Raw genomic sequence first — 25,325 nt, 5'->3', positions numbered from 1 at the left:
TATGCCGTGGCGTCCAGCGGCCTCGCGGGGTCCCGGCGCGGCCGGGACTCGACTCCGCGCCGGACTCGGATATTCTGGAACGTAACAGGAACATTCGAGTCCCACCGGTCATGCAGCAGCGCCGCATCCTGTCCTTGTGGTTCCCGCGCCTCGACGCGGAGCGGGTGATGCGCGCCGAGCCGCAGCTCGCCGACCGGCCGCTGGGGATCGTGGCCGAGGCCGGCGGGGCGCTGGTGCTGGCGAGCCTCGCGGCCGCGGCCGAGGCGGCCGGGCTGCGGCGCGGCATGGCGCTGGGGGACGCGCGCGCGATCTGCCCCGATCTGGTCACCCGGCCCGAGGATGCGGTGCGGGCGGCGGATTTCCTGGCCGCGCTCCGCCGCTGGGCCGGGCGGTTCTCGCCCTGGGTGGCCGTGGAGGGGCGCGAGGCGCTGGTGCTGGACGTGACCGGCTGCGCGCATCTCTTCGGCGGCGAGGCGGGGCTGGCGGAGGCGGTGGAGGCCGGGGCGGCGGGGCTCGGCCTGAGCCTGCGGCTGGGGATCGCCGACACGCCGGGCGCCGCCTGGGCGGTGGCGCGGTTCGCGGGCGCGGGCCCGGGGCCCGTTCATGCCGGGGACGCCATCGACCAGGAGGCGCGGGCCACGCGGTCGCGGGCGCAGAAGCGGCGCTGGGAGCGCGGCGGCGCACCGCCGCCGGTCGCCGGGCCGCCGGCCGGGGGCTGCCGGATCGTGCCGCCGGGCGAGACGCGGGCGCATCTCGGGCCGCTGCCGGTGGTCGCCCTGCGGCTCGGCGCGGCGGAGATCCAGGCGCTGCAGGGGCTGGGGCTGCGCCGGATCGAGGATGTGGCGGTGCTGCCGCGGGCGCAGCTGGCGCGACGGCTGGGGCCGGAGGTGGTGCGCCGGCTCGACAAGGCGCTGGGCCGCGCGCCCGAGCCGGTCTCGCCGGCGCGGCCGGAGCATGTCTTCGCGCTGCGGTTGACCTTCCCCGAGCCGATCGGGCTCGAGGCCGACGTGCTGGCCGGGCTCGACCGGCTGCTGCCGCCGCTCTGCGCACGGCTCCGCGCCGCGGGCCGGGGCGCGCGGCGGGTTCGGCTGACGCTGATGCGGGTCGATGGCGGCGCGGAGACGCGCGAGCTGGGGCTGGCGCGGCCCGCGGATGCGCCCGAGGCGATCCGGCCGCTGCTGGCGCTGAAGCTCGGCGGCATCGACGCGGGCTTCGGCATCGAGGTGCTGCGGCTCGAGGCGGTGGCGGTGGAGCCGCTCAGCCCGCGCCAGCATCGTGGCCAGCTCGCGGCCTCGGCGGCGGCGGCCGCCGCGCGGCAGGGCGGCGATCCCGAGGGCATGGCGGAGCTCCTGGGCCGGATCGGCGCGCGGCTCGGGCTCGAGGCGCTGACCCGGCTGCATCCCGCCGAGAGCCATCTGCCGGAGAAGGGCGCCACGGTGATGGCGGCGGCCTATTCGGCGCCGGCGCGGGACTGGCCGGCGCCGGCGGCACCGCGGCCGATCGTGATCTTCCCGCCCGAGCCGGTGACGCCGCGGGACGGCGAGGCGCCGCCGCGCGACTTCGTCTGGCGCCGCCGCGCGCTGCGGCGGGCGGCGGCCTTCGGGCCGGAGCGCATCGCGCCGGAATGGTGGCTCGACGATCCCGCCTGGCGCTCGGGGCCGCGGGATTACTGGCGGGTGGAGACGGAAGCGGGCGACCGGCTCTGGCTCTTCGAGGCCCGCGGCGGCGAGGCCCCCGCGGGCTGGTTCGCCCAAGGCATCTTCGCATGAGACGCGGGTGCGGCGCGTGTCCCCATGGGACATCCGGCAAGTATATGATATTATTTAATAAAAATGACCGGCCCGTTGGCCGAGCCGCTTTTCTCCCCCATGCCTGTTGGCATGGGGCCCCGACTGCTCGACAGGAATTCTGCCTGAATGAAACCTCAAGGCATGCGCGGGACGCCCGGCGGGATTCAGCTCTCGTGCGGGCCGCGCAGGATGCGGATCTTCTCGCGCACCTGGCGCCATTGCGCGGCGGTTTCCGGATCGCCCTTGGCCTCGGCATCCCTGGCCTTCTGTGCCGCCTCGTATTCCGCGCGGTCGCCATGGGCCGTGTAGAGCCTGCGGGCGTAATCATCGACCTGGACCATGCTCATCGCGATCCTCCCTTCGCTTTGGCCGGGGCGGCGGGCCGGCGCGCCCCGGGGCTGCCCCCGAAACGTAGGGGGGCGGGCGGGGCCAGACAAGGCCGCAGGCGGTCATGAGCTTCGCCGAGCTCGCCATCACCTCGAATTTCACCTTCCTGACCGGGGGCAGCCATCCGCAGGAATATGCGCGCCGGGCGGCCGAGCTCGGCCTCGCGGCCTTCGCCATCGCCGACCGCAATTCCGTGGCGGGCATCGTGCGGGCGCATCTGGAGGTCCGCGAGATCGCACGGCGGACCGGCGGCGCCGCGCCGCGGCTCCTGCCGGCGGCGCGGCTCTGCCTCGAGGAAGGCGTGGAGCTGACCGCGCTGCCGCGCGACCGCGCGGCCTGGGGCCGACTCTGCCGGCTGCTCTCGGCCGGGGCGCAGCGCGCGAGGAAGGGGGATTGCCTGATCCGAATCGCGGATCTGGCGGATCTGGGGCCGGGGTTCCACCTCCTGCTGCATCCCCCGGCGGGGCGGGGCCTGCGCCCCTGGCTGCCGCAGGCGCGGGCCGCGCTGCGGGCGCTCGCCGCCCCGGCGCATCTGGTCGCGAGCCCGCGCTACGACGGCCAGGATGCGCCGCGGCTCGACCGGCTGGCGCGGCTGGCGGCGGATCTGGGCCTCGAGCGCGTCGCCGCGGCCGAGCCGGTGATGCATCACGGGTCGCGGCGGCGGCTGACGGACGTGCTGACCTGCATCCGCGAGGGGCGCCGGATCGACCGGATCGGCCGCGCCGCGCTCGTCAATGCCGAGCGGCGGCTGCGCTCGGAGGCCGAGATGCTGCGGCTCTGCGCCGGCCACGAGGCGGCCGTGCACCGGGCGGGCGAGATCGCCGCGGAATGCCGGTTCTCGCTCGACGCGCTGCGCTACGAATATCCGCGCGAGATCTGGGACGGGGAGGATCCGCAGGCGCGGCTCGCGCGGCTGACGGCGAAGGGCCTCGACTGGCGCTATCCCGCGGGCGTGCCGGGCGGCGTGCGCGCCCAGGCCGATCACGAGCTGCGCCTGATCGACAAGCTCGCCTATGCGCCGTATTTCCTCACCGTCAGCGACGTGGTGGATTACGCGCGCAGCCAGGGCATCCTCTGCCAGGGCCGCGGCTCGGCGGCCAATTCGGTGGTCTGCTTCGCGCTCGGCGTGACCTCGGTCAGCCCCGAGATCGGCACCATGGTCTTCGAGCGCTTCGTGAGCGAGGCCCGCGACGAGCCGCCCGACATCGACGTCGACTTCGAGCACGAGCGCCGCGAGGAGGTGATCCAGTACATCTACGCCCGCTTCGGCCGGCACCGGGCGGGGCTCTGCGCCACGGTGATCCATTACCGGGCCAAGCGGGCGATCCGCGAGGTGGGCACCGCCATGGGGCTCTCGCGCGACACGGTGGCCGCGCTCTCGTCCCAGATCTGGGGCTGGGGCAGTTCCGCGCTGCCGGTCGAGCGGCTGGTCGAGCTCGGCCTCGACCCGACCGACCGGCGGCTCGCCCAGACCATGGCGCTCGTGGAGGAGATCATCGGCTTCCCGCGGCATCTGAGCCAGCACGTGGGCGGCTTCGTGATCACCGAAGGCCGGCTCGACGAGCTGGTGCCGATCGAGAACGCGGCGATGGAAGACCGCACCGTCATCGCCTGGGACAAGGACGACATCGATGCGCTGGGCATCCTCAAGGTCGACGTGCTGGCGCTGGGGATGCTCTCCTGCATCCGCAAGGCCTTCGACCTCCTGGCGAGCCATCACGGGGTGCGCTACACGCTCGCGACCCTGCCCGCCGAGGACGAGGCGGTCTACGACATGCTCTGCCGGGCCGACAGCCTCGGGGTCTTCCAGGTCGAGAGCCGGGCGCAGATGAGCTTCCTGCCGCGGATGCGGCCGCGCTGCTTCTACGACCTGGTGATCGAGGTCGCCATCGTGCGCCCCGGCCCGATCCAGGGCGACATGGTGCATCCCTATCTGCGGCGGCGGCGCGGCGAGGAGAAGGTGGTCTTCCCGTCGGACGCGCTGGGCGCGGTCTTGGGCAAGACGCTCGGGGTGCCGCTCTTCCAGGAGCAGGCGATGCAGATCGCCATCATCGGCGCCGGCTTCTCGCCCGAGGAGGCCGACCGGCTGCGCCGCTCGCTCGCGACCTTCAAGAAGCACGGGAACGTCAGCGAGTTCCGGGAGCGGTTCCTCACGGGCATGGCGGCGAACGGCTACGAGGGGGATTTCGCGGAGCGCTGCTTCTCCCAGATCGAGGGCTTCGGCTCCTACGGCTTCCCGGAGAGCCATGCGGCGAGCTTCGCGCTCCTCGTCTATGCCTCGGCCTGGCTGAAATGCCATCATCCGGCGGTCTTCGCCTGCGCGCTGCTGAATTCGCAGCCGATGGGCTTCTACGCGCCGGCGCAGATCGTGCGCGACGCGCGCGCGCATGGGGTGGAGGTGCGCCCCGTCGACATCAACGCGAGCTATCTCGACAACACGCTGGAGCCGGACGGGCGCGGGGGGCTGGCGCTGCGGCTGGGGTTCCGCCAGATCCGGGCGATGCCGGCGGAGGAGGCCGACTGGATCGCCGCGGCGCGCGGCAACGGCTATGCCGACGTGGCCGCGGTCTGGCGCCGGGCGGGCATCGCGCCCCGGCTGCTGGCGGTGCTCGCCGAGGCGGATGCCTTCGCGGGCCTGGGCCTCGGCCGGCGCGAGGCGCTCTGGCAGGTGCGCGCCATCGCCGGCCCGGCGCCGCTGCCGCTCTTCGCCGGGATCGAGGGCGAGGGCGGGGCGGAGGAGGCGGTGGTGCTGCCGCCCGCGACGCTCGGCGAGGAGGTGGTGGCGGATTATTCCGCCCTGCGCCTGACGCTGCGCGTCCATCCCATGGCGCTGCTGCGCCCCCGGCTCGACGCAGCCGCCACCTCGACAGCGCCGGCGCGCAGCGGCTAACTGCGTCCCGGAGGTGCCCCATCGCCGAAGACCGCTCCGCCTCGCCGCCGGACCCCCCCGGCGGGCTGCGCATCCTGATCACCGGCGCCGCCGGCTATGTCGGCAGCCACGTGCTGGCCGAGGTGCTGGCGGCCGGCCATGCGGCCCATGCGCTCGACAATCTGGTCGGCGGCCCCGCGCAGGCGCTCGAACGGGTGCGCGCCATCGCCGGGCGGGATTTCGGCTTCTCGCGCATCGACATCCGCGACCGGCCGGCGCTGGCGCGCCTCGTGGCGGATTTCGGCCCCGAGGCGGTGATCCATTGCGCCGCGCTGAAATCGCCGCTCGAATCGCTGGCGCGGCCCGCGGAATACGCCGAGGTCAACGTCGAGGGTACCCGCAGGCTCCTGGCGTCGCTCGCACCTTCCCGCTGCCGCCGGATCGTCTTCTCGTCCAGTGCCGCGGTCTACGGCCCACCCGACCGGCTGCCGATCGACGAGGCCCACGCCCTGCGGCCGACCACGCCCTATGGTGCGACCAAAGCGGCCGGCGAGGCGCTGCTCGCCGCGGCGGCAGAGGCCGATCCGGGGCTCTCGGTGGCGATCCTGCGCTATTTCAACCCCGCCGGCGCGCATCCCTCGGGCCGGATCGGCGAGCAGCCGTCGGATCCGCCGAGCAATCTCGTGCCGGCGATCGCCGAGGTCGCGCTCGGCCGGCGGCCGGTGCTCGAGATCCACGGCGACGATTATCCCACCCGCGACGGGACCGGGGTGCGGGATTATCTGCATGTCATGGATCTGGCGCGCGCCCATCTCGCCGCGCTCGGCTGGACCGGGCGCAGCGCCGGCGCGGAGGTCTTCAACCTCGGCACCGGCGCCGGCGTCTCGGTGCTCGAGGCCGTCGCGGCCTTCGAACGCGCCTCGGGACGCGCCATCCCGCTCGCGATCCGGCCGCGCCGGCCCGGCGATGTCGCGGCCTGCTATGCCGATCCCGCCCGGGCCGGGCGCGTGCTCGGCTGGCGGGCCGGGCAGGGTCTCGCGGCGATCTGCGCCTCGGCCTGGGCCTGGGCGCGGGCCAATCCCGAGGGCTTTCGGCGACACTCCGCCGAAATCGGCGGGCCTTGACCAAGTTCTGCTCGCAATCGCCTGAAAGACCCTGTAAACACCGCGCCGCAGCAACGTAGCCCGACGGGCGAGGCCGTTCCGGACCATGAGCATGTCCTGGGCAGATGCCCTTCAGCCACAAGTGGCGCTGACGGCCCTCGCCGCCTTCGCCCTGTCGCTCGGATTCTGCATGGCCCTGGTGGCGACGCAGCGCTGGCACGGCAGCATCACCCACGACGACCTGCACGGCGTGCAGAAGTTCCACCGCGATCCGACCCCGCGCATCGGCGGCCTCGCCATCGCGCTGGCCTATGCCGCGGTCTGGCCGGTGGTTCCGGACGGGTTCGACGCGACCTGGGCGATGATCGGCCTCGCCGGCCTGCCGGCGCTCGCGGCCGGCCTCGCCGAGGATCTGACGCGGCGGGTCGGGGTGAAGGGCCGCCTCTATGCCACGATGATCTCGGGCATTCTCTTCGCGCTGGCCACCGGCTACGTGATGGACAAGGTCGACCTGCCCGGCGTCGATTGGCTGCTGTCCTTCTACGCGGTGGCGCTGGTCTTCACCGGCTTCGCCATGGGAGGCGTGGCGAATGCGATCAACATCATCGACGGATTCAACGGGCTGGCGGCCGGTGCCCTGGTGATCATGTTCGGCGGCTTCGCCTATGTCGCCTTCCGGGTCGGCGACGATCTCGTGCTGAGCCTCGCCCTGATCTATGCCGCGCTGGTCATGGGCTTCTTCGCGGTCAATTTCCCGCATGGCCGGATCTTTCTCGGCGACGGCGGCGCCTATTTCTGCGGCTTCCTGCTCGCCTCGCTCGGCGTGCTGCTGCCCTCGCGCAACGCCGATGTCTCGGCCTGGACCGCGATCCTGATCTGCGGTTACCCGGTGATCGAGACGCTCGCCTCCATGTGGCGCAAGCACCGGCGCGAGGGATCGAGCGTCGGCCAGCCCGACCGGGTGCATTTCCACATGCTCGCCCATCGCCGCTATGCCCGGCGCATCGTGCGCAAGGGCGGGCCGGTGCATCTGCGCAACCCGGCCACCAGCATCGTGACCTGGGTCGTGCCGCTGCTCACCACGGTCTTCGTGCTGGTCGCCTATGACAGTGCCTGGCTCTCGGCGATCCTCTTCTTCGTCACCGCCTTCGTCTACGGCCAGCTCTACCGGGTGATGTCGCTCAACATGCCGCGCCGGCCGCTGGGCCTCGCCCGCCTGCTCTGAGCCGGACCCCGCGCGCTTTTTCGCGTGCAACCGCAGCGCTCCTTGGCTTAGTCTGAGCCCGGCCGGGTGGGAGGAAGGCGATGGCGGCGGGTTCGGTTCTGGTGGTCGACGACGAGGCGAACATCGCGCTCTCGCTGGAATACCTCATGAAGGAGCAGGGCTTCGACGTGCGGGTCGCGCGCGACGGCGAGGCGGCGCTCGAGGCGCTGCGCGACCGGCTGCCGGACGTGATGCTGCTCGACGTGATGATGCCCAGGCGCGACGGCTTCGACGTCTGCCAGACCGTGCGGGCGACCCCGGAATGGGCCGGGTTGCGCATCATCATGCTGACCGCCAAGGGCCGCGCGGTCGAACAGGAAAAGGGCCTGGCCCTGGGGGCCGACGATTACATCACCAAGCCCTTCTCCACCCGCGACGTGGTGGCGCGCGTCCGCCACTACATGCCCGGAGCCGATTCCTGAAACTGTCGGCGGCAACGGGCGCCGGCGGCGCGGTCTCCGCCCTCTTCCTCGGATTGGCCGCCCTCGCCTTCGCGCTCGTCTGGGGCGCGGTGCGCATGGCCGCCCCGGACGGCGGCGGGCCGGCGGCTCCGGCCGCCGGTGCGGTCGCCGCCCTGGCGGTCCTCGGCATCTGGCTCGGCCTGCGGCTCCTGCTGCTCGCGCCGGTGCGGCGGCTGGCGCGGGGCCTGCGGGCGGTGCGGGAATCGCGCAGCGCCGAGGCGGGGCTCGGCACCGTCGCCTCGCCGCTGCTCGGCGAGTTGCCGGCGGAATGCGACGCGCTGGTCACCGCCCTGCGCAGCACCCGGCGCGAGGCGCGCAAGGCCGCGCAGGCCGAGGCGGCCCATGTCGATGCCCAGAAGGCCTGGCTCGAGGCGATCGTCCAGGGCCTCTCCGAAGGGGTCTTCGTCTGCAGCCCGCAGCATCGCATCATGCTCTACAACCCCGCCGCGGTCGAGCTGGTGCGCGCCCAGGACAAGGTCGGGCTCGGCCGCAGCCTGGGCGATCTGGTCATGCTGGCACCGATCCGGCATTCCCTCAACCAGCTCGAACAGCGCCACGCCGAGGGACCGGAGGCGGCGCGGGAATTCTCCGCCCCCTTCCTCTGCACGACGGTGGACGGCGGGCGCATGCTCAACGGCCGCATGGCGCTGCTGAGCGACGCCGCGGGCGCGGTCACGGGCTATCTGGTGACGCTGGTGGACGTCTCGGACGACCTCGCGCTGCTGGCGCATGGCGACGGCGTGCGCCGCGCCCTGACCCGCGACCTGCGCGGCATGGTGGGGAACCTGCGCGCGGCGGCTGAGACGATGGTGGATTACCCCGCCATGGCCGCCGAGCGCCGCGCCGAATTCGAGAAGGTGGTGCTCGACGAGAGCCGGCGCATCAGCGACAAGATCGACGAGCTCGGCGTCGAGATCCGCGGCCATATGCTCGGGCGCTGGCCGATGGCGGATATCCATGCCTCCGACCTCGCGCGTTGCGTCGCCCAGGATCTCGCGGAGAGCGGGATCCGCGCGAGCCTTGTGGGCATCCCGCTCTGGCTGCACGGGGACAGCCTCTCGCTGATCCAGGCGGTCGAGGCGCTGATCCGCCGGATCGCGGAGGAGACCGGGGCGCGCGATTTCGAGATCGAGCCGCTGCTCGGCGACCGGCGGGTCTATCTCGACCTGGTCTGGGCCGGCGCGCCGGTGCCCGAGGGCCTGCTCGAAAGCTGGCTCGACATGGCCTGCTCGCAGGAGTCGGGCGGGCAGCGGCTGCGCGACATCCTCGAGCGCCACGGGTCGGAGCCCTGGTCGAAGGCGACCGGGCGGCCGGGCCATGCCCTGCTGCGGCTGCCGCTGCTGGCGCCGCACCGGCCGCAGTTCGTGCCCTCGCCCAAGCGGCTGCCGCCCCGGCCGGAATTCTACGATTTCGGGCTGATGCGGGCGCATCTGGGCGACGAGGCGCTGGCGGCGCGGCCGCTGCGGGAGATCGACTTCGTCGTCTTCGACTGCGAGATGACCGGGCTCCAGCCGATGCGCGGCGACGAGATCATCCAGATCGGCGCCGTGCGCATCCTGCAGAACCGCGTTCTGACCGGCGAGGGCCGCGAATGGCTGGTCAATCCCGGCCGCCCGATCCCGCCCGGCTCGATCAAGTTCCACGGCCTCACCGATGCCGACGTGGCCGGCGCCCCGCCGATCGCCGAGGTGCTGCCGGCCTTCCGCGACTTCGTCGGCGCGGCGGTGATGGTCGGCCACAACGTCGCCTTCGACATGAAGTTCATCTCGCTCAAGGAGAAGGCCGCGGGGGTGCGCTTCGACAATCCGGTCCTCGACACCATGCTGGTCTCGCTGATGCTCGACGGCGAGGAGGAGGAGCATTCGCTCGACGCGCTCTGCGACCGCTACGGCATCACCATCGCCGGGCGCCACACTGCGCTGGGCGACACCATCGGCACGGCGGAGCTGCTGATCCGGATGATCGACCGGCTGGAGGCCAAGGGCCTCGCGACCTTCGGCGCGGTGATGCGGGAATCGAACATGGCGGCGGATCTGCGCCAGCGGGCGGCGATCGTCGCCCATGGCCAGGGCGCGGCGGGCTGAAGCGGCGGGGGAGAGCGACGTGACCGAGCCGGTGCAGGACGAGACCACCGAGGACCAGGGTGTGCGGGAATTCCTGCTGCGGCATCCGCCCTACGACCGGATGCGGCGCGAGCATGTCGATTTCCTGCTCGCCCATCTCCGCGCGATCCGCTTCGCCGACGGCGAGGCGGTGACCGATCCCGCGGCGGGCCCGGCCGAATGGTTCTACATCCTCCAGGAAGGGCTGATCGTCGGCGAGGACCAGGGCGAGGACGAGAGCATCGACGGCAATGCCTGGGAGCTGGTGCCGGGCGAATGCTTCCCCATCGGCGCGCTTGTCAACGGCCGGCCGGTGCGCAACGTGCAGCGCGCGGTCGGCGAGGTCGTCTGCCTCGCCATGCCGCGCGCGGCCTTCGACGCGCTGCGCGAATTGTCGCCCGGCTTCAACGAATATTGCGCCAACCGACTGTCGGGGCTGCTCGAAAGGGTCAAGCGGCAGGTGCAGGCCGAAGCGGTCCGCGATCTCGGCGAGGACAGCTCGCTCAATCTGCCGCTGGCGGAGAAGACGCTCAAGGCGCCGCTGACCGCGGGGCCGGAGACCCCGGTGATCGAGGTCCTGCGCGGCATGAGCGCGGCGAAGGTCGGCTCGATGGTGATCGTCGATGCCGAGGCGCGGCCGATCGGGATCTTCACGCTCAAGGATCTGATGAACCGGGTCGCGCTGCCCGGCGTCGCCTTGGATGCCCCGATCGGGCAGGTGATGACACCCGATCCGATCAGCATGCCGCGCTCCGCCTTCGCCTTCGAGGCGGCGATGCAGATGGCCCAGGCCGGGATCCAGCACCTTGTCGTGGTCGAGGACGGGCGCCTCGTTGGGGTGATCTCCGAGCGCGACCTCTTCTCGATGCAGCGGGTGGGGCTGGTCAATCTCTCCAAGTCGATCACCGCGGCGGGCAGCGTCGCCGAAGTCGCGGCGCGGTCGGGCGACATCCACCTGCTCGTCGCCCAGATGGTCGCCCAGGGCGTCAAGGTCGGCCAGATCACCCAGATCATCACGCTGCTGAACGACCAGATCGTCGAGCGGGTGATCGCGATCGTGCTCGAGGAGACCGGCGGGGCGCCGGAAGCTCCCTTCTCCTGGCTCGCCTTCGGCAGCGAGGGGCGGCAGGAACAGACCCTGAAGACGGACCAGGACAACGGCATCCTCTTCGAGGCGCCCGCCGGCATGGACCCGGAGGCGGCCCGCGCCCTGCTGATGCCGATCGCCGAGCGGATCAACCTCGCGCTGGCGCAATGCGGCTTCCCGCTCTGCACCGGCGGCATCATGGCGATGAACGCCGAATGCTGCCTGAGTGCGGAGGAATGGCGCGCCCGCTTCGCCCGCTGGATCGACCAGGGGACCCCGGAGCATCTGCTCAAATCGACGATCTTCTTCGATTTCCGCACGATCTGGGGGCCGAAGGCGCCGGCGGCAGCGCTGCGCGACTGGCTGATGGAGCGTGCCTCGGCCAACAGCCGGTTCCGCAAGCAGATGGCGGCGAACGCGCTGCAGAACACGCCGCCGCTCGGCCTATTCCGCGACTTCCGGCTCAGCGGCAAGGGCGAGGAATCCAATACCCTGGACCTGAAGCTGAACGGGGTGGCGCCCTTCATCGACGCCGCGCGGATCCTCGCGCTCGCGCACCGCGTTCCGGTCACGAACACGGTGGAGCGGCTGACCGGCGCGGCGGCCGCCGGCGCGCTCGATGCCGGCGACGTGGCGGCATGGACCGACGCCTACGACTATATCCGGCTGCTGCGCATGCGCACCAACGACGAGCAGGCCGCGGCGGGCAGCGCGCTCACGAACCGCATCGATCCGGCGAAGCTCAACGACCTCGACCGCCGGATCCTCAAGGAGGCCTTTCGCGAGGCAAAGCGGCTCCAGACGAAATTGGCGCTGGACTATCAGCTGTAAAACAACTAAAAATTGTGCAGTGCGGCATAGCATTGTGGCCGCACGGGACAGCTATGCGACAAGAGATGAGGCGGCAGACCTCACATAGCGCAAAAATGGGGAGTAAGGATGACTACACCAACGAAAGATAGAAGTGAGTACTGGCGGAAGAATATCGGCATCATCACCTGGTGCCTCGTGGTCTGGGCACTGGTCTCGCTCGGCGCAGGGATCCTATTCGCACCGATGCTGAACGGTTTTAGTATCGGGGGTTACCCGCTCGGCTTCTGGTTCGCCCAGCAGGGTTCCATCTACATATTCATCATCCTGATCTTCTACTATGCCTGGCGCATGAACAGGCTCGATCGGGAATTCGACGTGCACGAAGAGTAGGGGGGCGCCGCAATGGATCTTCAAACGCTGAGCATTATTGCGGTCGGACTGACCTTCGTGCTCTACATCGCCATCGCGATCTGGGCGCGCGCCGGCTCGACCTCGGAATTCTACGTCGCCGGCAAGGGCATTCACCCGACCCTCAACGGCATGGCCACGGCCGCGGACTGGATGTCGGCGGCATCCTTCATCTCCATGGCCGGCATCATCGCCTTCGCCGGCTATGCCGGCGGCGCCTACCTCATGGGCTGGACCGGCGGCTACGTGCTGATGGCGCTTCTGCTCGCGCCCTATCTGCGCAAGTTCGGCAAGTTCACCGTGCCGGAGTTCATCGGCGACCGGTTCTACTCGACCACGGCGCGGACCGTGGCGGTGGTCTGCCTGCTGGTGATCTCGCTCACCTATGTGATCGGACAGATGCGCGGCGTGGGCATCGCCTTCGCCAACATCCTCAACCTCTCGGTGGAGATCGGCCTCTATGTCGGCATGGCGATCGTCTTCGTCTATGCCGTGCTCGGCGGCATGAAGGGCATCACCTATACCCAGATCGCGCAATACGTGATCATGATCTTCGCCTATTCGGTGCCGGCGATCTTCATCTCGCTGCAGATCACCGGCAGTTTCCTGCCGCAGATCGGCCTCGGCGGCAATATCGCCGGTTCCGACACCCACATGCTGCACGCGCTCGACCAGACCATGGTCGATCTCGGCTTCGGACCCTATACCGACCGGGTGGCGATGGGCCGGTGGAACATGTTCCTGCTGACGCTGTCGCTGATGATCGGCACCGCGGGTCTGCCGCATGTGATCGTGCGCTTCTTCACGGTGCCGAAGATGTCGGACGCGCGGTCCTCGGCCGGATGGGCGCTGATCTTCATCGCGCTGCTCTACACCGTCGCCCCGGCGGTCGGCGCCATGGCGATCTTCAACCTCGCCAACACCGTGCATCCGGGCGTCGAGCAGGGCCAGCCTGTCGCCGATCCGGAGAGCAACCTCCCGATCGACCAGCAGCCCGAGTGGATGACCCGCTGGGCGCAGACCGGCCTGCTCGCGGTCGACGACCTCAACGGCGACGGCCGGATCCAGTGGTACAACGACAAGAACGCCACTTACGTGGCCGAAGTCGCCGAGCCGGCCGGTTGGGCGGGCAACGAGCTGACCGTGAACAACGACATCATGGTGCTCGCCAACCCCGAGATCGCGGCACTCCCGAACTGGGTCGCCGCCCTGGTCGCGGCGGGTGGTATCGCCGCGGCGCTCTCCACCGCGGCGGGCCTATTGCTGGCGATCTCCTCCTCGGTGAGCCACGACCTGCTCAAGGGCATCTTCATGCCCACGATCAGCGAGCGGTCGGAGCTGAGGGCCGCGCGCATCTCCATGGGCGTGGCGATCGTCGTGGCGGGCTATCTCGGCCTCAACCCGCCGGGCTTCGCGGCCCAGGTGGTGGCGCTCGCCTTCGGCCTGGCGGCGGCGAGCCTCTTCCCGACCCTGATGATGGGCATCTTCTCCAAGCGCATCAACAAGGAGGGGGCGATCACGGGGATGCTGGTGGGCCTGATCACGACGATGGTCTACATCTTCCTCTACAAGGGCTGGTTCTTCATCCCCGGCACCAACCCGCTGCCGGACGATGCATCGGGCTGGATCCTCGGCATCAACCCGCTCGGCTTCGGGGTGATCGGCGCGCTCCTGAACTTCGCGACCGCCTATGTCGTCGCCGGCATGACCAAGCCGACGCCCGCGGCGATCCAGGATCTGGTCGAGAACGTCCGGGTGCCGCGCCAGGCCTGACCGGCGCCAATCTCCCGAAACCGGAAAGGCCCGCTCCGGCGGGCCTTTCCTCGTTCGGCGGGACTTCGCCGGGGCAGGCCCAACTCGGGGCTTGCCCCGGCGCAACGATGTGCATATTCAGCCCAACGAGCAGGTGAATCTCATGCATTTTCGCGAGACCCGGACCTTCCACGTCGGGATCATCATGGACGGCAACGGCCGTTGGGCCGAGGCCCGCGGCCTCAACCGCGTGGCGGGCCACGCCCGCGGCGCCCGTCGTGTGACCGAGATCGTCGACGCTTGCCCGGGGCTCGGGGTGACGCATCTCACGATCTTCGCCTTCTCGACCGAGAACTGGCGCCGGCCGCTGGTCGAGGTCGAGGCGCTGATGCGCATCTTCCGGCAGTATATCCGCAAGAAGATCGACGACCTCGAGGCCCATGAGGTCCGGGTCCGATTCATCGGCCTGCGCGACCGCGTGCCGGCGCGGCTGCGCCAGCTGATGCAGGATCTCGAGGATCGCACCGCCCATTGCGAGGGCCTGAACCTGACCATCGCCATCGACTACGGCGGCCGCGACGAGATCACCCGTGCGGTGCGGTCGCTGGCCCGGGACGTCGCCTCCGGCGCGCTCCAGCCCGGGGCGATCTCGGAGCGCGGGATCGCGGCCGCGCTCGACACGAGGGAACTGCCGGATCCGGATCTGATCATCCGCACCTCGGGCGAGTTCCGGGTCTCGAATTTCCTGCTCTGGCAGTCCACCTACGCCGAATACGACTTCCCGACGGTCGCCTGGCCTGATTTCACGGCCGAGCGTTTCGCCGAATCCGTTTCCGGCTACACCCGACGCCTGCGCCGGTTCGGGCAGGTCCTGCCCCCGGCCGGAATGGCGCGCGCCAGCCGCTGAGGCGAGGCCGGGAACGGGGCGGCGCGGTTGGCCGCCCGAACCGGAAGCGATCACCGGAGGTCCCATCACTCTTCCTGGCCCGGCGGGCGCTGCCCTCGTCTTTCGGCGGGACGGTCGAGGTAGAAAGAATGGGGGTCAAATCCCATCGTCTTCCGAGGGCCCCGGCGGGCCCCGCGTTGACAGGGCGCCGGGCCTGCCCCAGACTCCTCCTCCGGAAACCACGCCTTCGCGCGTACCGTTGCCGCATCGGGCCCGTAGCCATGTCCAGCCATTCCCCCGTCGCCCCGGAGCGGGCGCCGCCGCGCGGGTTCGTGGCCCTTGCCGCCGGCGCGGCGCTGCTCCGGCCCGCCGCCGCTTCGGCCCATGCCGGCGAGCGCATGGTGATCCTGACGCTGCCGACGGGCTATTATTCCCTCGGCGCGGCGCTGGTCGTGGCGCTGACGGCGCTGATCGGCGCGTTCCTGCCGCGCCGCCCGTCCTGGCCGGCGGCACGCAGCCTATTTGGCTGGAGGCGCCGCCTGCCGCCGGGGCTGACGAGCTGGCTCGCCGCGCTCCTGCTCTGGGCGCTGATCCTGAACGGCTTCTTCGGCACCAGCGACCCCCTGGACAATCTGCTGGTGCAGACGGTCTGGACGCTGCTCTGGGTCGGCCTGCCGCTGCTCGCGCTCGCCTTCGGCGACGTCTGGCGGCCGCTGAACCCCTGGCGGGGCCCGGTCCGGAGCCTGCGCCGGCTGATCGGCCGCGACGGATCGGCCGGGCTGGCGCGGCTCGGGCATTGGCCGGCGGTGGCGGGGCTCTTCGCCTTCGCCTGGTTCGAGATCGTCTCGCTCGCCCCGGCCGACCCGGCCGTGCTCGCCCGTGCCGTCGCCGCCTACTGGCTGCTGATGCTGGGGCTCGCGGTGATCGAGGGCGAAGCCTGGCTCGAGCGCGGCGAGTTCCTCACCGTCTATTTCGGCTTCGTCGCCCGGATCGCCCCGCTCTGGGTCGAGCAGGGCGCGGAGCGGTCCCGCCTGATGGCGGCGCTCCCCGGCACGCGCATCCTCGCCATGCCGCCGCTCGACCGGGGCCAGACCGCCTTCGTCGCGCTGATGCTGGCCTCGGTGACCTTCGATGGGCTCTCGGAGACCTTCTGGTGGCTCGCCCGCCTTGGCCTCAACCCGCTCGACTTCCCCGGACGCTCGGCGGTCATAGGCGCCAATACCGCGGGGCTCGTCGCCGGTTGGCTGCTGACGGGGGCCACGATCCTCGGCGCCATGGCACTCGGGCGGCATATCGCGGGAGCCGCCGGGCCGTTCTGGCGCGACGCCGGGCCGGCGATGCTGGCCTTCCTGCCCATCGCCGCGGGCTATCATGCCGCGCATTACCTCGTGGCGCTGCTGACGAACGGCCAGTACGCGGTGGTGGCGGCGAGCGATCCCTTCGGGCGCGGCTGGAACCCGCTGGGTCTGCCCGAGCACTGGGTCTCCTTCGGCTTCCTCGGCGACGCGGGCGCGGTCCAGGTGATCTGGAACCTCCAGTTCGGGCTGATCCTCGGCGCGCATCTGCTGGCAGTGGTGCTGGGGCTCTCGATCGCCGGGCGCTCCGACCCGCCGCCGACCCGGGCCGCGCATCTGCCGATGACCGCGCTGATGGTCGCCTATACCGTGCTCGGCCTCTGGCTCCTCTCGACGCCCGTCGCCGCCTGACCGAAGGCGATCAGCGCGGCGAAAGCGTGGTGATCAGGTCGAGCGCGGTCTTGACCATCACGGAGAATCCGCCGGTGCTGAACTGGTTGATCGCCACGAAGACGCCCATGTCCCGGCTCGGCGCCAGTGCCACATAAGCGAACATGCCCTGCAGCCCGCCGGTCTTCTGCAGGATCAGCGGCCGGTTCCCTTCGGGCATCATCACCACCCAGCCGAGCCCGAGGGCATCCATCTCGCCGCCGCCCTCGTCGAAGCCTGCGGCCGGGACGAGGCCGTCGCGATAGAGCCAGGCCGCGTGATCGAGCAGGCGCATCTCCTCCTCCGCCGCGGCGGGACGGTCGAGATGCCACTGCATCCAGCGCATCATGTCCGCGGCGGTGGAATAGAGCCCTCCGGCGCATTCGATGGTGACCGGCGTCGGCGCGAAGGGCATCGGCGCGCCGTCGAAATTATGGCCCTGCATCAGCCGGTCCCGGTCCTCCGGGCGCGGATTGAAGAGCGTGTCGTTCATGCCGAGCGGCGCCAGCACGCGCTCGGCCAGCAGATCAGCATAGGACTTGCCCGCGGTGCTGGCGAGCGCCGCGCCGAGCAGGTCGAACCCCCAGTTCGAATAGCTCGCCCCGGTGCCCGGCGCGAAGAGCAGCGGATCGGTGGCGAGCCCGGCGATCTGCGCCTCGGGGGTATTGGTCGCGAAGGGATCGTCCTCGGGGGCCTTGGGGCGCGGGACCTCGCGCGGCAGGCCCGCGGCATGGGTGACGAGATCGATCAGCCGGATCGGCCGTCCGTCCATCTCGGGGATCGTCACATCCCAGTCCAGCCGGTCCTGAAGCCGGTCGGTCAGCGCGACCTCGCCGCCCGCGGCCATGCTCGCCAGCACCTCGCCGCAGAAGGCCTTGCTGATCGACCCGATGCGCATGATCGTGTCGGCCTCCGGCGCCTGCCCGGTGCCCTCCGCCCGCTCGCCGAAGCCGGCGAAGGCGGTCTCGCCGTTCCGCACCGCCGCGATGACGAAGGCCGGCGCGCCGGTGCTGAGCCAGGCGATGGTGCCGGAAAACGCGACATTCGTCTGGAGCAGGCTCTGCTCGGCCCGAAGGGGCGCGGAGAGGGCCAGGACCGAGGCCAGGGCGATCGCGGCGACCGCGCCGCGCCGGACCGGAAGGGTTCTGTTCATGCTGCTCTCCCTCGTTTCTCGGATTGATCGGGAAACGATAGCACGGGCTTTCCGGCCGGATAGGGGTGATTTCCGCGGGGCCGAACATCGCCGTGGACATTTGGCCTGCCGGCCCACATTCTCGCGCCCGAAGCGCGGGCGGGCGGCGTTCCGGCCGGGCGAGAGCAACAGCGGAGGGGAACCCGTTGAAGGACATCCCGATCACCCGGACGCCCAGCCGGCGCGGCCTGCTCAAGGGAATCGCGGCCGGCACCGGCACGCTCGCGGCCGCAGGCGCCTTTCCGGGCTTCATCCAGGCCCAGAGTTCAGAGCCGATCCGCCTCGGCTTCCAGCTGCACCGCACCGGCATCGGCGCCGCCTATGGCCGCTGGTACGAGCGCACCGCCCAGGCGGCGCTGCAGGTGCTCAACGATGCGGGCGGCATCAACGGCCGCCCGGTGGAGATCCTCTTCGAGGACGACGGCACCGATCCCAAGCGCGGCGCCGAGGTGGTGGAGAAGCTCGCCACGCAGGGCAGATGCGACGCGGTCTTCGGCGCGCTCTTCTCCAACGTGGTCGTCGGCAGCGCGCCGCGCGCGGGCGAGCTGCGCATCCCCTATCTCGTCTGCTCCGAGGGCCATCACGTCGCCTCCGGCATCACCAACCGCTGGACCCTCCAGCCCGGCATCACCGACGTGAAGAGCCAGGTGCAGGCGATGGCGCCCTGGGTGGCGGCGAACCTCGGCAAGAAGGTTACCATGGTCTTCCCCGACTACGCCTTCGGCTACGACCACCGGGATTTCTTCACCGCAGCCATGGAGGCCCAGGGCGGCGAGGTCGTCGAGCTCATCGCCATCCCGCCCACCGAGACCTCGTTCACCCGCCACCTGCCGCGCATCCCCTCCGAGACGGAAGTGCTCTATCACGTCATGGTCGGCCCGGCGGTGCTGACCTTCGTCAAGGAGCTCGGCGAGTTCTACGGCACCGGCGACCATCCCGAGATCTTCGGCTTCATCGATTCGCTCGAGGCCGTGGACATCGCCGGCCCCGGGCTCGAATTCCTCGAAGGCACGCATTTCTGGGAGGGCCATCCGCGCTGCCTGCAGCCCGGCGCCTCCGAGCACGAGACCTTCTACCGCGCGGCGGTGGGGGTCGACGACAACGGCGCCTCGGTCAGCGACGCCCGGGAGGTCTCGACCTACGCGCATATGTTCAGCGCCTGGGAGACGCTCTTCGTCATCAAGGCCGGGATGGAGGCCGCCGGCTACCAGGGCCCCGACGACCGCCAGGCCTTCGTCGAGGCGATCGAGGCGATGACCGAGATGCCGCTCTCGCGCGAGCATCCCCAGGGCGACAAGGTCTTCAACGGCCGGACCCACCAGGTCTTCGGCCACCAGCATATCTCCAAGGTCGCGGAGGGCCGGCTCGAGGTGGTGCATACCACTTCGATCGAGGACGGCCTCTATCCCGACGAGGTGGACTACACCACGCAACCCTTCTGACCGGCACGGGGCCTTGCGGCATTGGATTTCGGACCCTTCCTGCTGCTCGCCACCATGGAGGGCCTCGTGATGGCGGCGGTGCTGGCGCTGACCGCCGTCGGCCTGAGCCTCGTCTTCGGGGTGATGCGGGTGGTCAATGTCGCGCATGGCGAGTTCTTCATGCTCGGCGCGGTGCTGGCCTGGTTCGTCACAGCCTCGGTGCCCGGCCCGCCGGCGCTGGGCTTCGCCGCGGCACTGGTGGTCTGCCCGCTGATCGTGGGCGGCATCGCGGCGCTGGCCGACCGGGCGATCCTCAAGCGGCTCGACTACGACCCCGAGGCGACGATCGTGGCCACCATCGGGCTGCTCTACATCTTCCAGCAGGCGGCGCTGAGCCTCTACGGCCCCGATGCCCGTCCGGTGCAGGCGCCGTTCGACTGGCGCCTGCAATTCCCCTGGTTCGGCTATTCCGGCTACAAGCTCGCGGTGGTGGCCGCCGCCGCCCTGCTCCTGCTCGGCGTCCGCCAGCTGCTCGTGCGCAGCCGGATCGGCCTCGTCATGCGCGCCACCCAATACGACCGCGAGACCGCCACCGCCTTCGGCATCGACGTCGACCGGGTCTATGCCCTCGTCTTCGCGCTCGGCGCGGCCCTCGCCGCGGTAGCGGCGGTGCTGATCGTGCCGATCCAGCAGGCGCATTACCTGATGGGCGGCGACCCGCTGCTCCTCTCCTTCATCGTGGTGATCATCGGCGGCCTGGGGAGCTTGCGCGGCACGGTGCTGGCGGCGGTGCTTATCGGGCTCTCCGACGGCATCGTCTCGGTGTTCTTCTCGCCGACGCTCGCCAAGATCCTCGCGACGCTGCTGGTCGCGCTGGTGCTGGTGTTCCGCCCGCAGGGGCTCTTCGGGCAGCGCGCGGCGTGACCGGGCATCGCGGCGCGATCCTCGGCCTGCATCTGGGCGTGATCGGCGTGCTCGCCGCACTCTATTTCGTGCTGCCCGCCTATCACGTCAGCAATCTGGCGCGGATCATGGTGCTCTCGGTCTTCGCCATGGGCTACAACATCGCCTTCGGCTACACCGGGCTGCTCAGCCTCGGCCACGCGCTCTTCTTCGCCTCCGGCCTCTATGCCACCGGAACACTGGTGCAACTCGCGGGCTGGCCCGCCGGCCCCGGCCTCTTGGCGGGCATCGCCGGCGGCGCGCTCGCCGCGCTCGCCGTGGGGCTCCTGGCGCTGCGCACCACCGGTGTCGCCTTCATGATCGTCACGCTGATGTTCGCCCAGGCGGGCTATCTGCTCATCCTCTATTTCGGCCCCCTGACCCGCGGCGACGAGGGCTATGTGATCGACCGCGCCTCGCGGGTGGTCGCGGGGCTCGATCTCTCCGACGACAGGACGCGCTATTTCGCCGCGCTCGCGCTCTTCGCGCTGGCGCTCCTGGCCTGCCTCGCGCTCGTGCGCAGCCCGACCGGACGGGTGCTGGTGGCGATGCGCGAGAACGCCGAGCGCAGCCGGATGCTGGGCTACGACCCGTTCCGCTACCGGCTGATCGGGCTGGTGGCCTCGGGCCTGCTGGCGGGCGCCTCGGGGGCGGCCTACGGGCTGATGTTCGGCTATGTCGGCGCGACCTTCGCCTCGATCCAGTATTCGATCCTGCCGCTGCTCTGGGTCCTGCTCGGCGGCGCAGGCACCGTGCTCGGCCCCTTCCTCGGCACGCTGGTGATGTTCTACCTCGTCGATCTCTCGTCGAGCGTGACCACGGCGCATCTGATGGTGGTCGGCCTCGCGCTGCTCGCGCTCGTGCTCTTCGCCCGCAAGGGCCTCCTGGGCAGCCTGCGGGAACGGGCGCTGCCATGGCTGCCGTGAGCCTGCTCTCGACCCGGGGGCTCACCCGCCGCTTCGGCGGGCTGACCGCGGTCGACGGGGTCGATCTCGATCTTTCCAACGGCGAGATCCGCGCGCTCATCGGCCCGAACGGCGCGGGCAAGACCACCCTCGTCGGGCTGATCTGCGGCCGGATCGCCCCGAGCGCCGGCACGATCCGCTTCGAGGGGCGCGACATCACCGCGCTGCCCGCCCATGCCCGCGTGGGCTTGGGCATCGCCTATACCTTCCAGATCACCGCGATCTACGCCCGCCTGCCGGTCTTCGACAATGTCGCGCTCGCGGTGCAGCGCCGCGGCGTCGCCGATCTCGCCGCCGAGACGCTGGCGGCTCTCGACCGCGTCGGCCTCGCGGACCGCGCCGGCCAGGTTGCCGGCACGCTGGCTTATGGCCACCAGCGGCTGCTCGAGGTCGCCATGGGTCTCGCGCTGGCGCCGAAGCTCCTGATCCTCGACGAGCCGACGCAAGGCCTCGCCGACACCGAGATCGAGACCTTCAAGCGCCTCGTGCGCGAGGTCGCCCGCACCGCCACCGTGCTCCTGATCGAGCACAACATGGAGCTGGTGATGGATCTCGCCGACCGCATCACCGTGCTGAACTTCGGCGAAGTGCTCGCCGAAGGCACGCCAGCCGAGATCCGTGCCGATTGGGCCGTGCAGGCGGCCTATCTGGGGGCGTGATGCTGGAGGTGGCGGGACTCGATGCAGGCTACGGCAACGTGCAGGTGCTGCACGGCCTCGACCTCGCGGTGGCCGGTGGCGAGGTGCTCTGCCTGATGGGCCGCAACGGTGCGGGAAAATCCACCGCGCTCAAGGCGATCATGGGCCTGGTGCCGCCCGCCGGCGGCGCGGTGCGCCTCGACGGGGTGCGCCTCGACGGCCTGCCCGCGCACGAGATCCCGCGCCACGGGCTCGGCTACGTGCCCCAGGGCCGCCGGCTCTTCGCCGAGCTGACCGTGGCCGAGAACCTCGAGATCGGGCTGATGGCCCGCGGCCACGGCGCGCCGACCCGCGAGCGGGTGCTCGGGCTCTTCCCCCGCCTGCGCGAGCGGCTCGGCCAGGTCTCCGGCACGCTCTCCGGCGGCGAGCAGCAGATGCTCGCCATCGCCCGCGCGCTCTGCCTGGAGCCGCGCGTCCTCCTGCTCGACGAGCCGACCGAGGGGCTGCAGCCCTCGATGATCACGCTGATCCGCGACACCATCCTCGCGCTGAAGGCCAGCGGCGTCGCCACGATCCTCGTCGAGCAGCGCGTGGACGCCGCCCTCGCGCTCGCCGACCGCATCGCCTTCGTCGTCACCGGCCGCATCGCGGAGACCCTGCCCGCCGCCGGCCTCGCCCCCGAGGCTCCGGCCTTCCGCGCCCATGTGGGGGTCTGATACCGACCCCCTTGTCGTCGAAGTCTTCCCAGGCGGGGAAAAGGTCCCCGGCCCGATCGACCGGTGTCGATCGGGCCGAGCCGGCGCCGCCGGGGCCGGCGCGCATGCGCGCCGTCCAGGACCCACCCGTTCCGATCCCCGACCGACGGTGAAACCGCACTCCCCTCGCCCTGCGGCTCGCGCCTTCTCGGTCCGGGGGAAGGCGGCGCGGCCTGCTCCCTGTCCCAAGGCTCGGTCCGCGCGCCGTGGCGTCGGTCAGGCGGACGGGCCGCTGGTCCGAAACCTCCAGCCGGGCGACCTTCTGGAAAGCATAGCAATAACAATATGATAAGTGGGGTCCCACTGCGGGACGCCACCAAGGCCGGTGCGCCGGGCGCCGGGTTCGGAACCACTCACCCGGATCGCGCATGGATATCCACGTCTCGGCTATGGACCCGCCTCGGGGCCACCCCGCGGCAGCATCGCCTCGAGCGTCTCCAGACGGTCGGCCTCGGCGGGAGTCTTGTCCCAGCGGAGGCGGCTGATCCGGGGGAAGCGCATGGCGACCCCGGACTTGTGGCGGGCCGAGCGGTTCAGGCCTTCGAAGGCCACCTCCAGCACCAGCCCGTGCCCGGGCTCCGCCCGCACCGCGCGCACCGGGCCGAAGCGATCGGTGGTATTGCCCCGCACGTAGCGGTCGATCTCGGCCAGTTCCGCGTCGGTGAAGCCGAAATAGGCCTTGCCCACGGGCACCAGCTCGCCCGCCTCGGTCCAGACCCCGAAGGTATAGTCCGAATAATATCCCGACCGCTTCCCGTGGCCGCGCTGGGCATAGAGCAGCACCGCGTCGATCACATGCGGGTCGCGCTTCCACTTGAACCAGGGGCCCTTGGGCCGTCCGGGCAGATAGGCGCTGTCGCGGTGCTTGAGCATCAGCCCCTCGATCACCGGGTCGGGCGGGTCGGCGCGCAGCGCTTCCAGCTCCTCCCAGGCGGCGAAGGCCACGAGCGGCGAGAGGTCGAACCGCGCCGGGTCGAGCCGGGCGACGAAATCCTCGAGCGCGCCGCGCCGGGTGGCAAGGGCCTCGCCGCGCAGGTCGCGACCGCCCGCGAAGAGCAGGTCATAGGCGCGCAGGAAGGCCGGATGGCGGGCGCGCTGGGCTGCCGTCACCGTCTTGCGGTTCAGGCGCTGCTGCAGATCCGCGAAGGGCGCGGTGCCGCCAGAGGGATGCCGGACCAGGAGCTCGCCGTCGAGCGTGCCGTCGAAGTCGAGCGCCTCGACGAGATCGGGAAAAGCCGCCGAGATGTCATCGCCACTGCGCGAATAGAGCCGGCGCGTGCCGGCCTCCGCGCTCGCCTGCACCCGGATGCCGTCCCATTTCCACTCGGCGAGATACTCCGCCGGGTCCAGTCCCCCGAGTTCCTCCACGGCCAGCGGCGTCGCCAGCATCACCGGCCGGAACGGGCAGGCGGCCGCGGCGGCGGGCTTCGGACCCGCCTCCGTGAGCCAGGCAAAGAGATCGCGATAGGGCGGGGCGAGCCCGTGCCAGATCTCCTCGATCTCGGCCAGCTCGCGCCCGCCCAGCTCCGCCAGCGCCGCCTTGGCGAGCCTCGCCGAGACGCCGACCCGGAGCCCTCCGGTCACGAGCTTCAGCAGCGCGTAGCGGCCAGAGGCATCGAGTCGGTCGAGGAGGCGGGCCACGACCTGCGCCGGGGTCCGGCGCGAGGCTTCCTGCAGTGCCGCGACGATCTCGCCGAGCGGGGGATCGTCGGCGCGGCCGGTCTCCGGCCAGATCAGTGCGACGGTCTCCGCGAGGTCGCCGACGAAATCGTAGGAGAGCGCGAAGAGTTCCGCATCGACCCGCTCCGCCGCCAGCGCGCGCAGCATCGCGGGCTTGACGCTGTCGAGCGCGAGATCCCGGGTGATCGCCGCCAGCGCCCAGCCGCGGTCGGGATCGGGCGCGTCCCTCAGGTAGCCGGCGAGCAGCCGGAGCCGGGCGTTGCGCGAGGGCGTGAAGGCGAGGCGTTCGAGCAGGGCGGCGAAGCGGCGCATCACTCCGCCTCGTCCTCGTAGCCGACGAGATGCAGGGGGCGCGCCGGCAGGCCCTCGAGCGCGCACCAGCGCACCAGCGCCTCCTCGCGGCCATGGGTGACCCAGACCTCGGAAGGCGCGATCTCGGTGAGCGTGGCGGTCAGCCCGTCCCAGTCGCAATGGTCGGAGATGATCAGCGGCAGTTCCACGCCGCGCTGGCGCGCGCGGGCCCGGACCTGCATCCAGCCCGAGGCGAAGGCGATCAGCGGGTCGGCGAAGCGGCGGATCCAGGTCGCCGCGAAGGCCGATGGCGGGCCGAGCACTACCGCGCCTGCGAAATCCGTCGTCTTTCCCCGGTCGGTCGTCGCGTCGCGCAGCTCGCCGAGATCGATTCCTTCGGTGACATAGTAGTCGCAGAGCCTTCGCAGCGCCCCGTGCAGGTGGATCGGGGCCTCGTATCCGGCGTCGCGCAGCAGGCGGATCACCCGCTGGGCCTTGCCGAGGGCATAGACCCCCACGAGATGGCTGCGCTCGGGGAAGCGGTCGATGGAGGTCAGCAGCCGGCCGATCTCGGTCGCGGCGGGCGGATGGCGGAAGACCGGCAGGCCGAAGGTCGCCTCGGTGATGAAGATGTCACAGGGGACGGGCTCGAAGGCGGTACAGGTGGGATTGGGCGCGCGGGCATAGTCGCCGGCCGCCACGATCCGGAAGCCGGCGCGCTCCACCGCGATCTGGGCGGAGCCGAGGACATGACCGGCGGGGGGGGAGGGGGCGCGGACCCCGCCGAACTCGATC

Annotated in this window: 20 protein-coding genes; 16 read left to right on the top strand and 4 right to left on the bottom strand. The window is 71.1% G+C overall.

Annotated elements, in window-relative coordinates; all coding sequences use genetic code 11:
• The first annotated feature begins 110 nt into the window (after positions 1-110).
• Positions 111-1,769, top strand: a complete 1,659-nt coding sequence (locus V7050_RS02540; protein WP_324410209.1) for a Y-family DNA polymerase — start codon at positions 111-113, stop codon at positions 1,767-1,769.
• A gap of 185 nt (positions 1,770-1,954) precedes the next feature.
• On the opposite strand, the gene V7050_RS02535 is transcribed toward V7050_RS02540, so the two are convergent.
• Positions 1,955-2,137, bottom strand: coding sequence for a hypothetical protein (locus tag V7050_RS02535; RefSeq protein ID WP_324374515.1), 183 nt, complete (start codon positions 2,135-2,137; stop codon positions 1,955-1,957).
• Positions 2,138-2,241: 104 nt separating this feature from the next.
• On the opposite strand from V7050_RS02535, the gene V7050_RS02530 reads away from it, so the two are divergent.
• The 10 genes from V7050_RS02530 (at position 2,242) to V7050_RS02485 (ending at position 16,628) form a co-directional block, all read left to right on the top strand.
• Complete coding sequence (locus V7050_RS02530) at positions 2,242-5,067, top strand: error-prone DNA polymerase (protein ID WP_324374517.1); 2,826 nt, start codon at positions 2,242-2,244, stop codon at positions 5,065-5,067.
• Between the two features lie 20 nt (positions 5,068-5,087).
• Positions 5,088-6,170, top strand: a complete 1,083-nt coding sequence (gene galE / locus V7050_RS02525) for a UDP-glucose 4-epimerase GalE (RefSeq protein ID WP_324410213.1) — start codon at positions 5,088-5,090, stop codon at positions 6,168-6,170.
• Between the two features lie 91 nt (positions 6,171-6,261).
• The gene (locus tag V7050_RS02520; RefSeq protein ID WP_324369032.1) at positions 6,262-7,374 is read left to right on the top strand and encodes an MraY family glycosyltransferase; all 1,113 of its coding nucleotides are present in this window, start codon (positions 6,262-6,264) and stop codon (positions 7,372-7,374) included.
• An 80-nt stretch (positions 7,375-7,454) separates the two neighbouring features.
• Positions 7,455-7,835: a response regulator transcription factor gene (locus tag V7050_RS02515; RefSeq protein ID WP_324369034.1), complete on the top strand. Its 381-nt coding sequence runs from the start codon at positions 7,455-7,457 to the stop codon at positions 7,833-7,835.
• A gap of 95 nt (positions 7,836-7,930) precedes the next feature.
• Entirely contained in the window at positions 7,931-9,958 is a 2,028-nt protein-coding gene (locus tag V7050_RS02510; protein WP_324374519.1) for an exonuclease domain-containing protein, read from the top strand.
• 19 nt (positions 9,959-9,977) lie between these two features.
• Entirely contained in the window at positions 9,978-11,894 is a 1,917-nt protein-coding gene (locus V7050_RS02505; protein WP_324369038.1) for a DUF294 nucleotidyltransferase-like domain-containing protein, read from the top strand.
• A 108-nt stretch (positions 11,895-12,002) separates the two neighbouring features.
• Positions 12,003-12,266: a DUF4212 domain-containing protein gene (locus V7050_RS02500; RefSeq protein WP_324369040.1), complete on the top strand. Its 264-nt coding sequence runs from the start codon at positions 12,003-12,005 to the stop codon at positions 12,264-12,266.
• A gap of 12 nt (positions 12,267-12,278) precedes the next feature.
• Complete coding sequence (locus tag V7050_RS02495; protein WP_324374521.1) at positions 12,279-14,057, top strand: sodium:solute symporter family protein; 1,779 nt, start codon at positions 12,279-12,281, stop codon at positions 14,055-14,057.
• Positions 14,058-14,199: 142 nt separating this feature from the next.
• Positions 14,200-14,943 (top strand): polyprenyl diphosphate synthase, encoded by a 744-nt coding sequence (uppS, locus tag V7050_RS02490; protein WP_324369506.1) that lies wholly within the window; start codon positions 14,200-14,202, stop codon positions 14,941-14,943.
• A gap of 260 nt (positions 14,944-15,203) precedes the next feature.
• A complete protein-coding gene (locus V7050_RS02485; protein ID WP_324369504.1) occupies positions 15,204-16,628 on the top strand; it encodes a hypothetical protein in 1,425 nt (474 codons plus the stop codon).
• 10 nt (positions 16,629-16,638) lie between these two features.
• Here the strand turns inward: V7050_RS02485 and ampH are convergent, their stop codons facing one another.
• A complete protein-coding gene (gene ampH, locus V7050_RS02480) occupies positions 16,639-17,799 on the bottom strand; it encodes a D-alanyl-D-alanine-carboxypeptidase/endopeptidase AmpH (protein ID WP_324369502.1) in 1,161 nt (386 codons plus the stop codon).
• A 185-nt stretch (positions 17,800-17,984) separates the two neighbouring features.
• Between ampH and V7050_RS02475 the strand changes: the two genes are divergently transcribed.
• Genes V7050_RS02475 through V7050_RS02455 form a run of 5 tightly spaced genes read left to right on the top strand, consistent with a single transcriptional unit; the run spans position 17,985 to position 22,520 of the window.
• Positions 17,985-19,280 carry an ABC transporter substrate-binding protein gene (locus V7050_RS02475; protein WP_442885503.1) on the top strand — a complete coding sequence of 432 codons (1,296 nt, stop codon included), beginning with the start codon at positions 17,985-17,987 and terminating at the stop codon, positions 19,278-19,280.
• 21 nt (positions 19,281-19,301) lie between these two features.
• Positions 19,302-20,183, top strand: a complete 882-nt coding sequence (locus tag V7050_RS02470; RefSeq protein ID WP_324374523.1) for a branched-chain amino acid ABC transporter permease — start codon at positions 19,302-19,304, stop codon at positions 20,181-20,183.
• Positions 20,180-21,127, top strand: coding sequence for a branched-chain amino acid ABC transporter permease (locus V7050_RS02465; protein ID WP_324369940.1), 948 nt, complete (start codon positions 20,180-20,182; stop codon positions 21,125-21,127). Before V7050_RS02470 ends, V7050_RS02465 begins: the two co-directional genes overlap by 4 nt.
• The gene (locus V7050_RS02460) at positions 21,124-21,825 is read left to right on the top strand and encodes an ABC transporter ATP-binding protein (RefSeq protein WP_324369949.1); all 702 of its coding nucleotides are present in this window, start codon (positions 21,124-21,126) and stop codon (positions 21,823-21,825) included. The genes V7050_RS02465 and V7050_RS02460 overlap by 4 nt, the downstream gene beginning before the upstream one ends.
• Positions 21,825-22,520, top strand: coding sequence for an ABC transporter ATP-binding protein (locus tag V7050_RS02455; RefSeq protein WP_324369942.1), 696 nt, complete (start codon positions 21,825-21,827; stop codon positions 22,518-22,520). Before V7050_RS02460 ends, V7050_RS02455 begins: the two co-directional genes overlap by 1 nt.
• Before the next feature lie 426 nt (positions 22,521-22,946).
• Here the strand turns inward: V7050_RS02455 and V7050_RS02450 are convergent, their stop codons facing one another.
• Both V7050_RS02450 and V7050_RS02445 read right to left on the bottom strand, forming a co-directional pair.
• A complete protein-coding gene (locus V7050_RS02450; RefSeq protein ID WP_324369944.1) occupies positions 22,947-24,551 on the bottom strand; it encodes a cisplatin damage response ATP-dependent DNA ligase in 1,605 nt (534 codons plus the stop codon).
• A partial coding sequence (locus V7050_RS02445) for a ligase-associated DNA damage response exonuclease (protein WP_324410207.1) occupies positions 24,551-25,325 on the bottom strand: 775 nt, incomplete at its 5' end. The genes V7050_RS02450 and V7050_RS02445, both read right to left, overlap by 1 nt.

Source organism: Amaricoccus sp. (assembly GCF_036846665.1).
GTDB lineage: Bacteria > Pseudomonadota > Alphaproteobacteria > Rhodobacterales > Rhodobacteraceae > Amaricoccus.
Note: the sequence above shows the minus strand (reverse complement) of the source record. Positions and strands in the feature narration are given on the sequence as shown.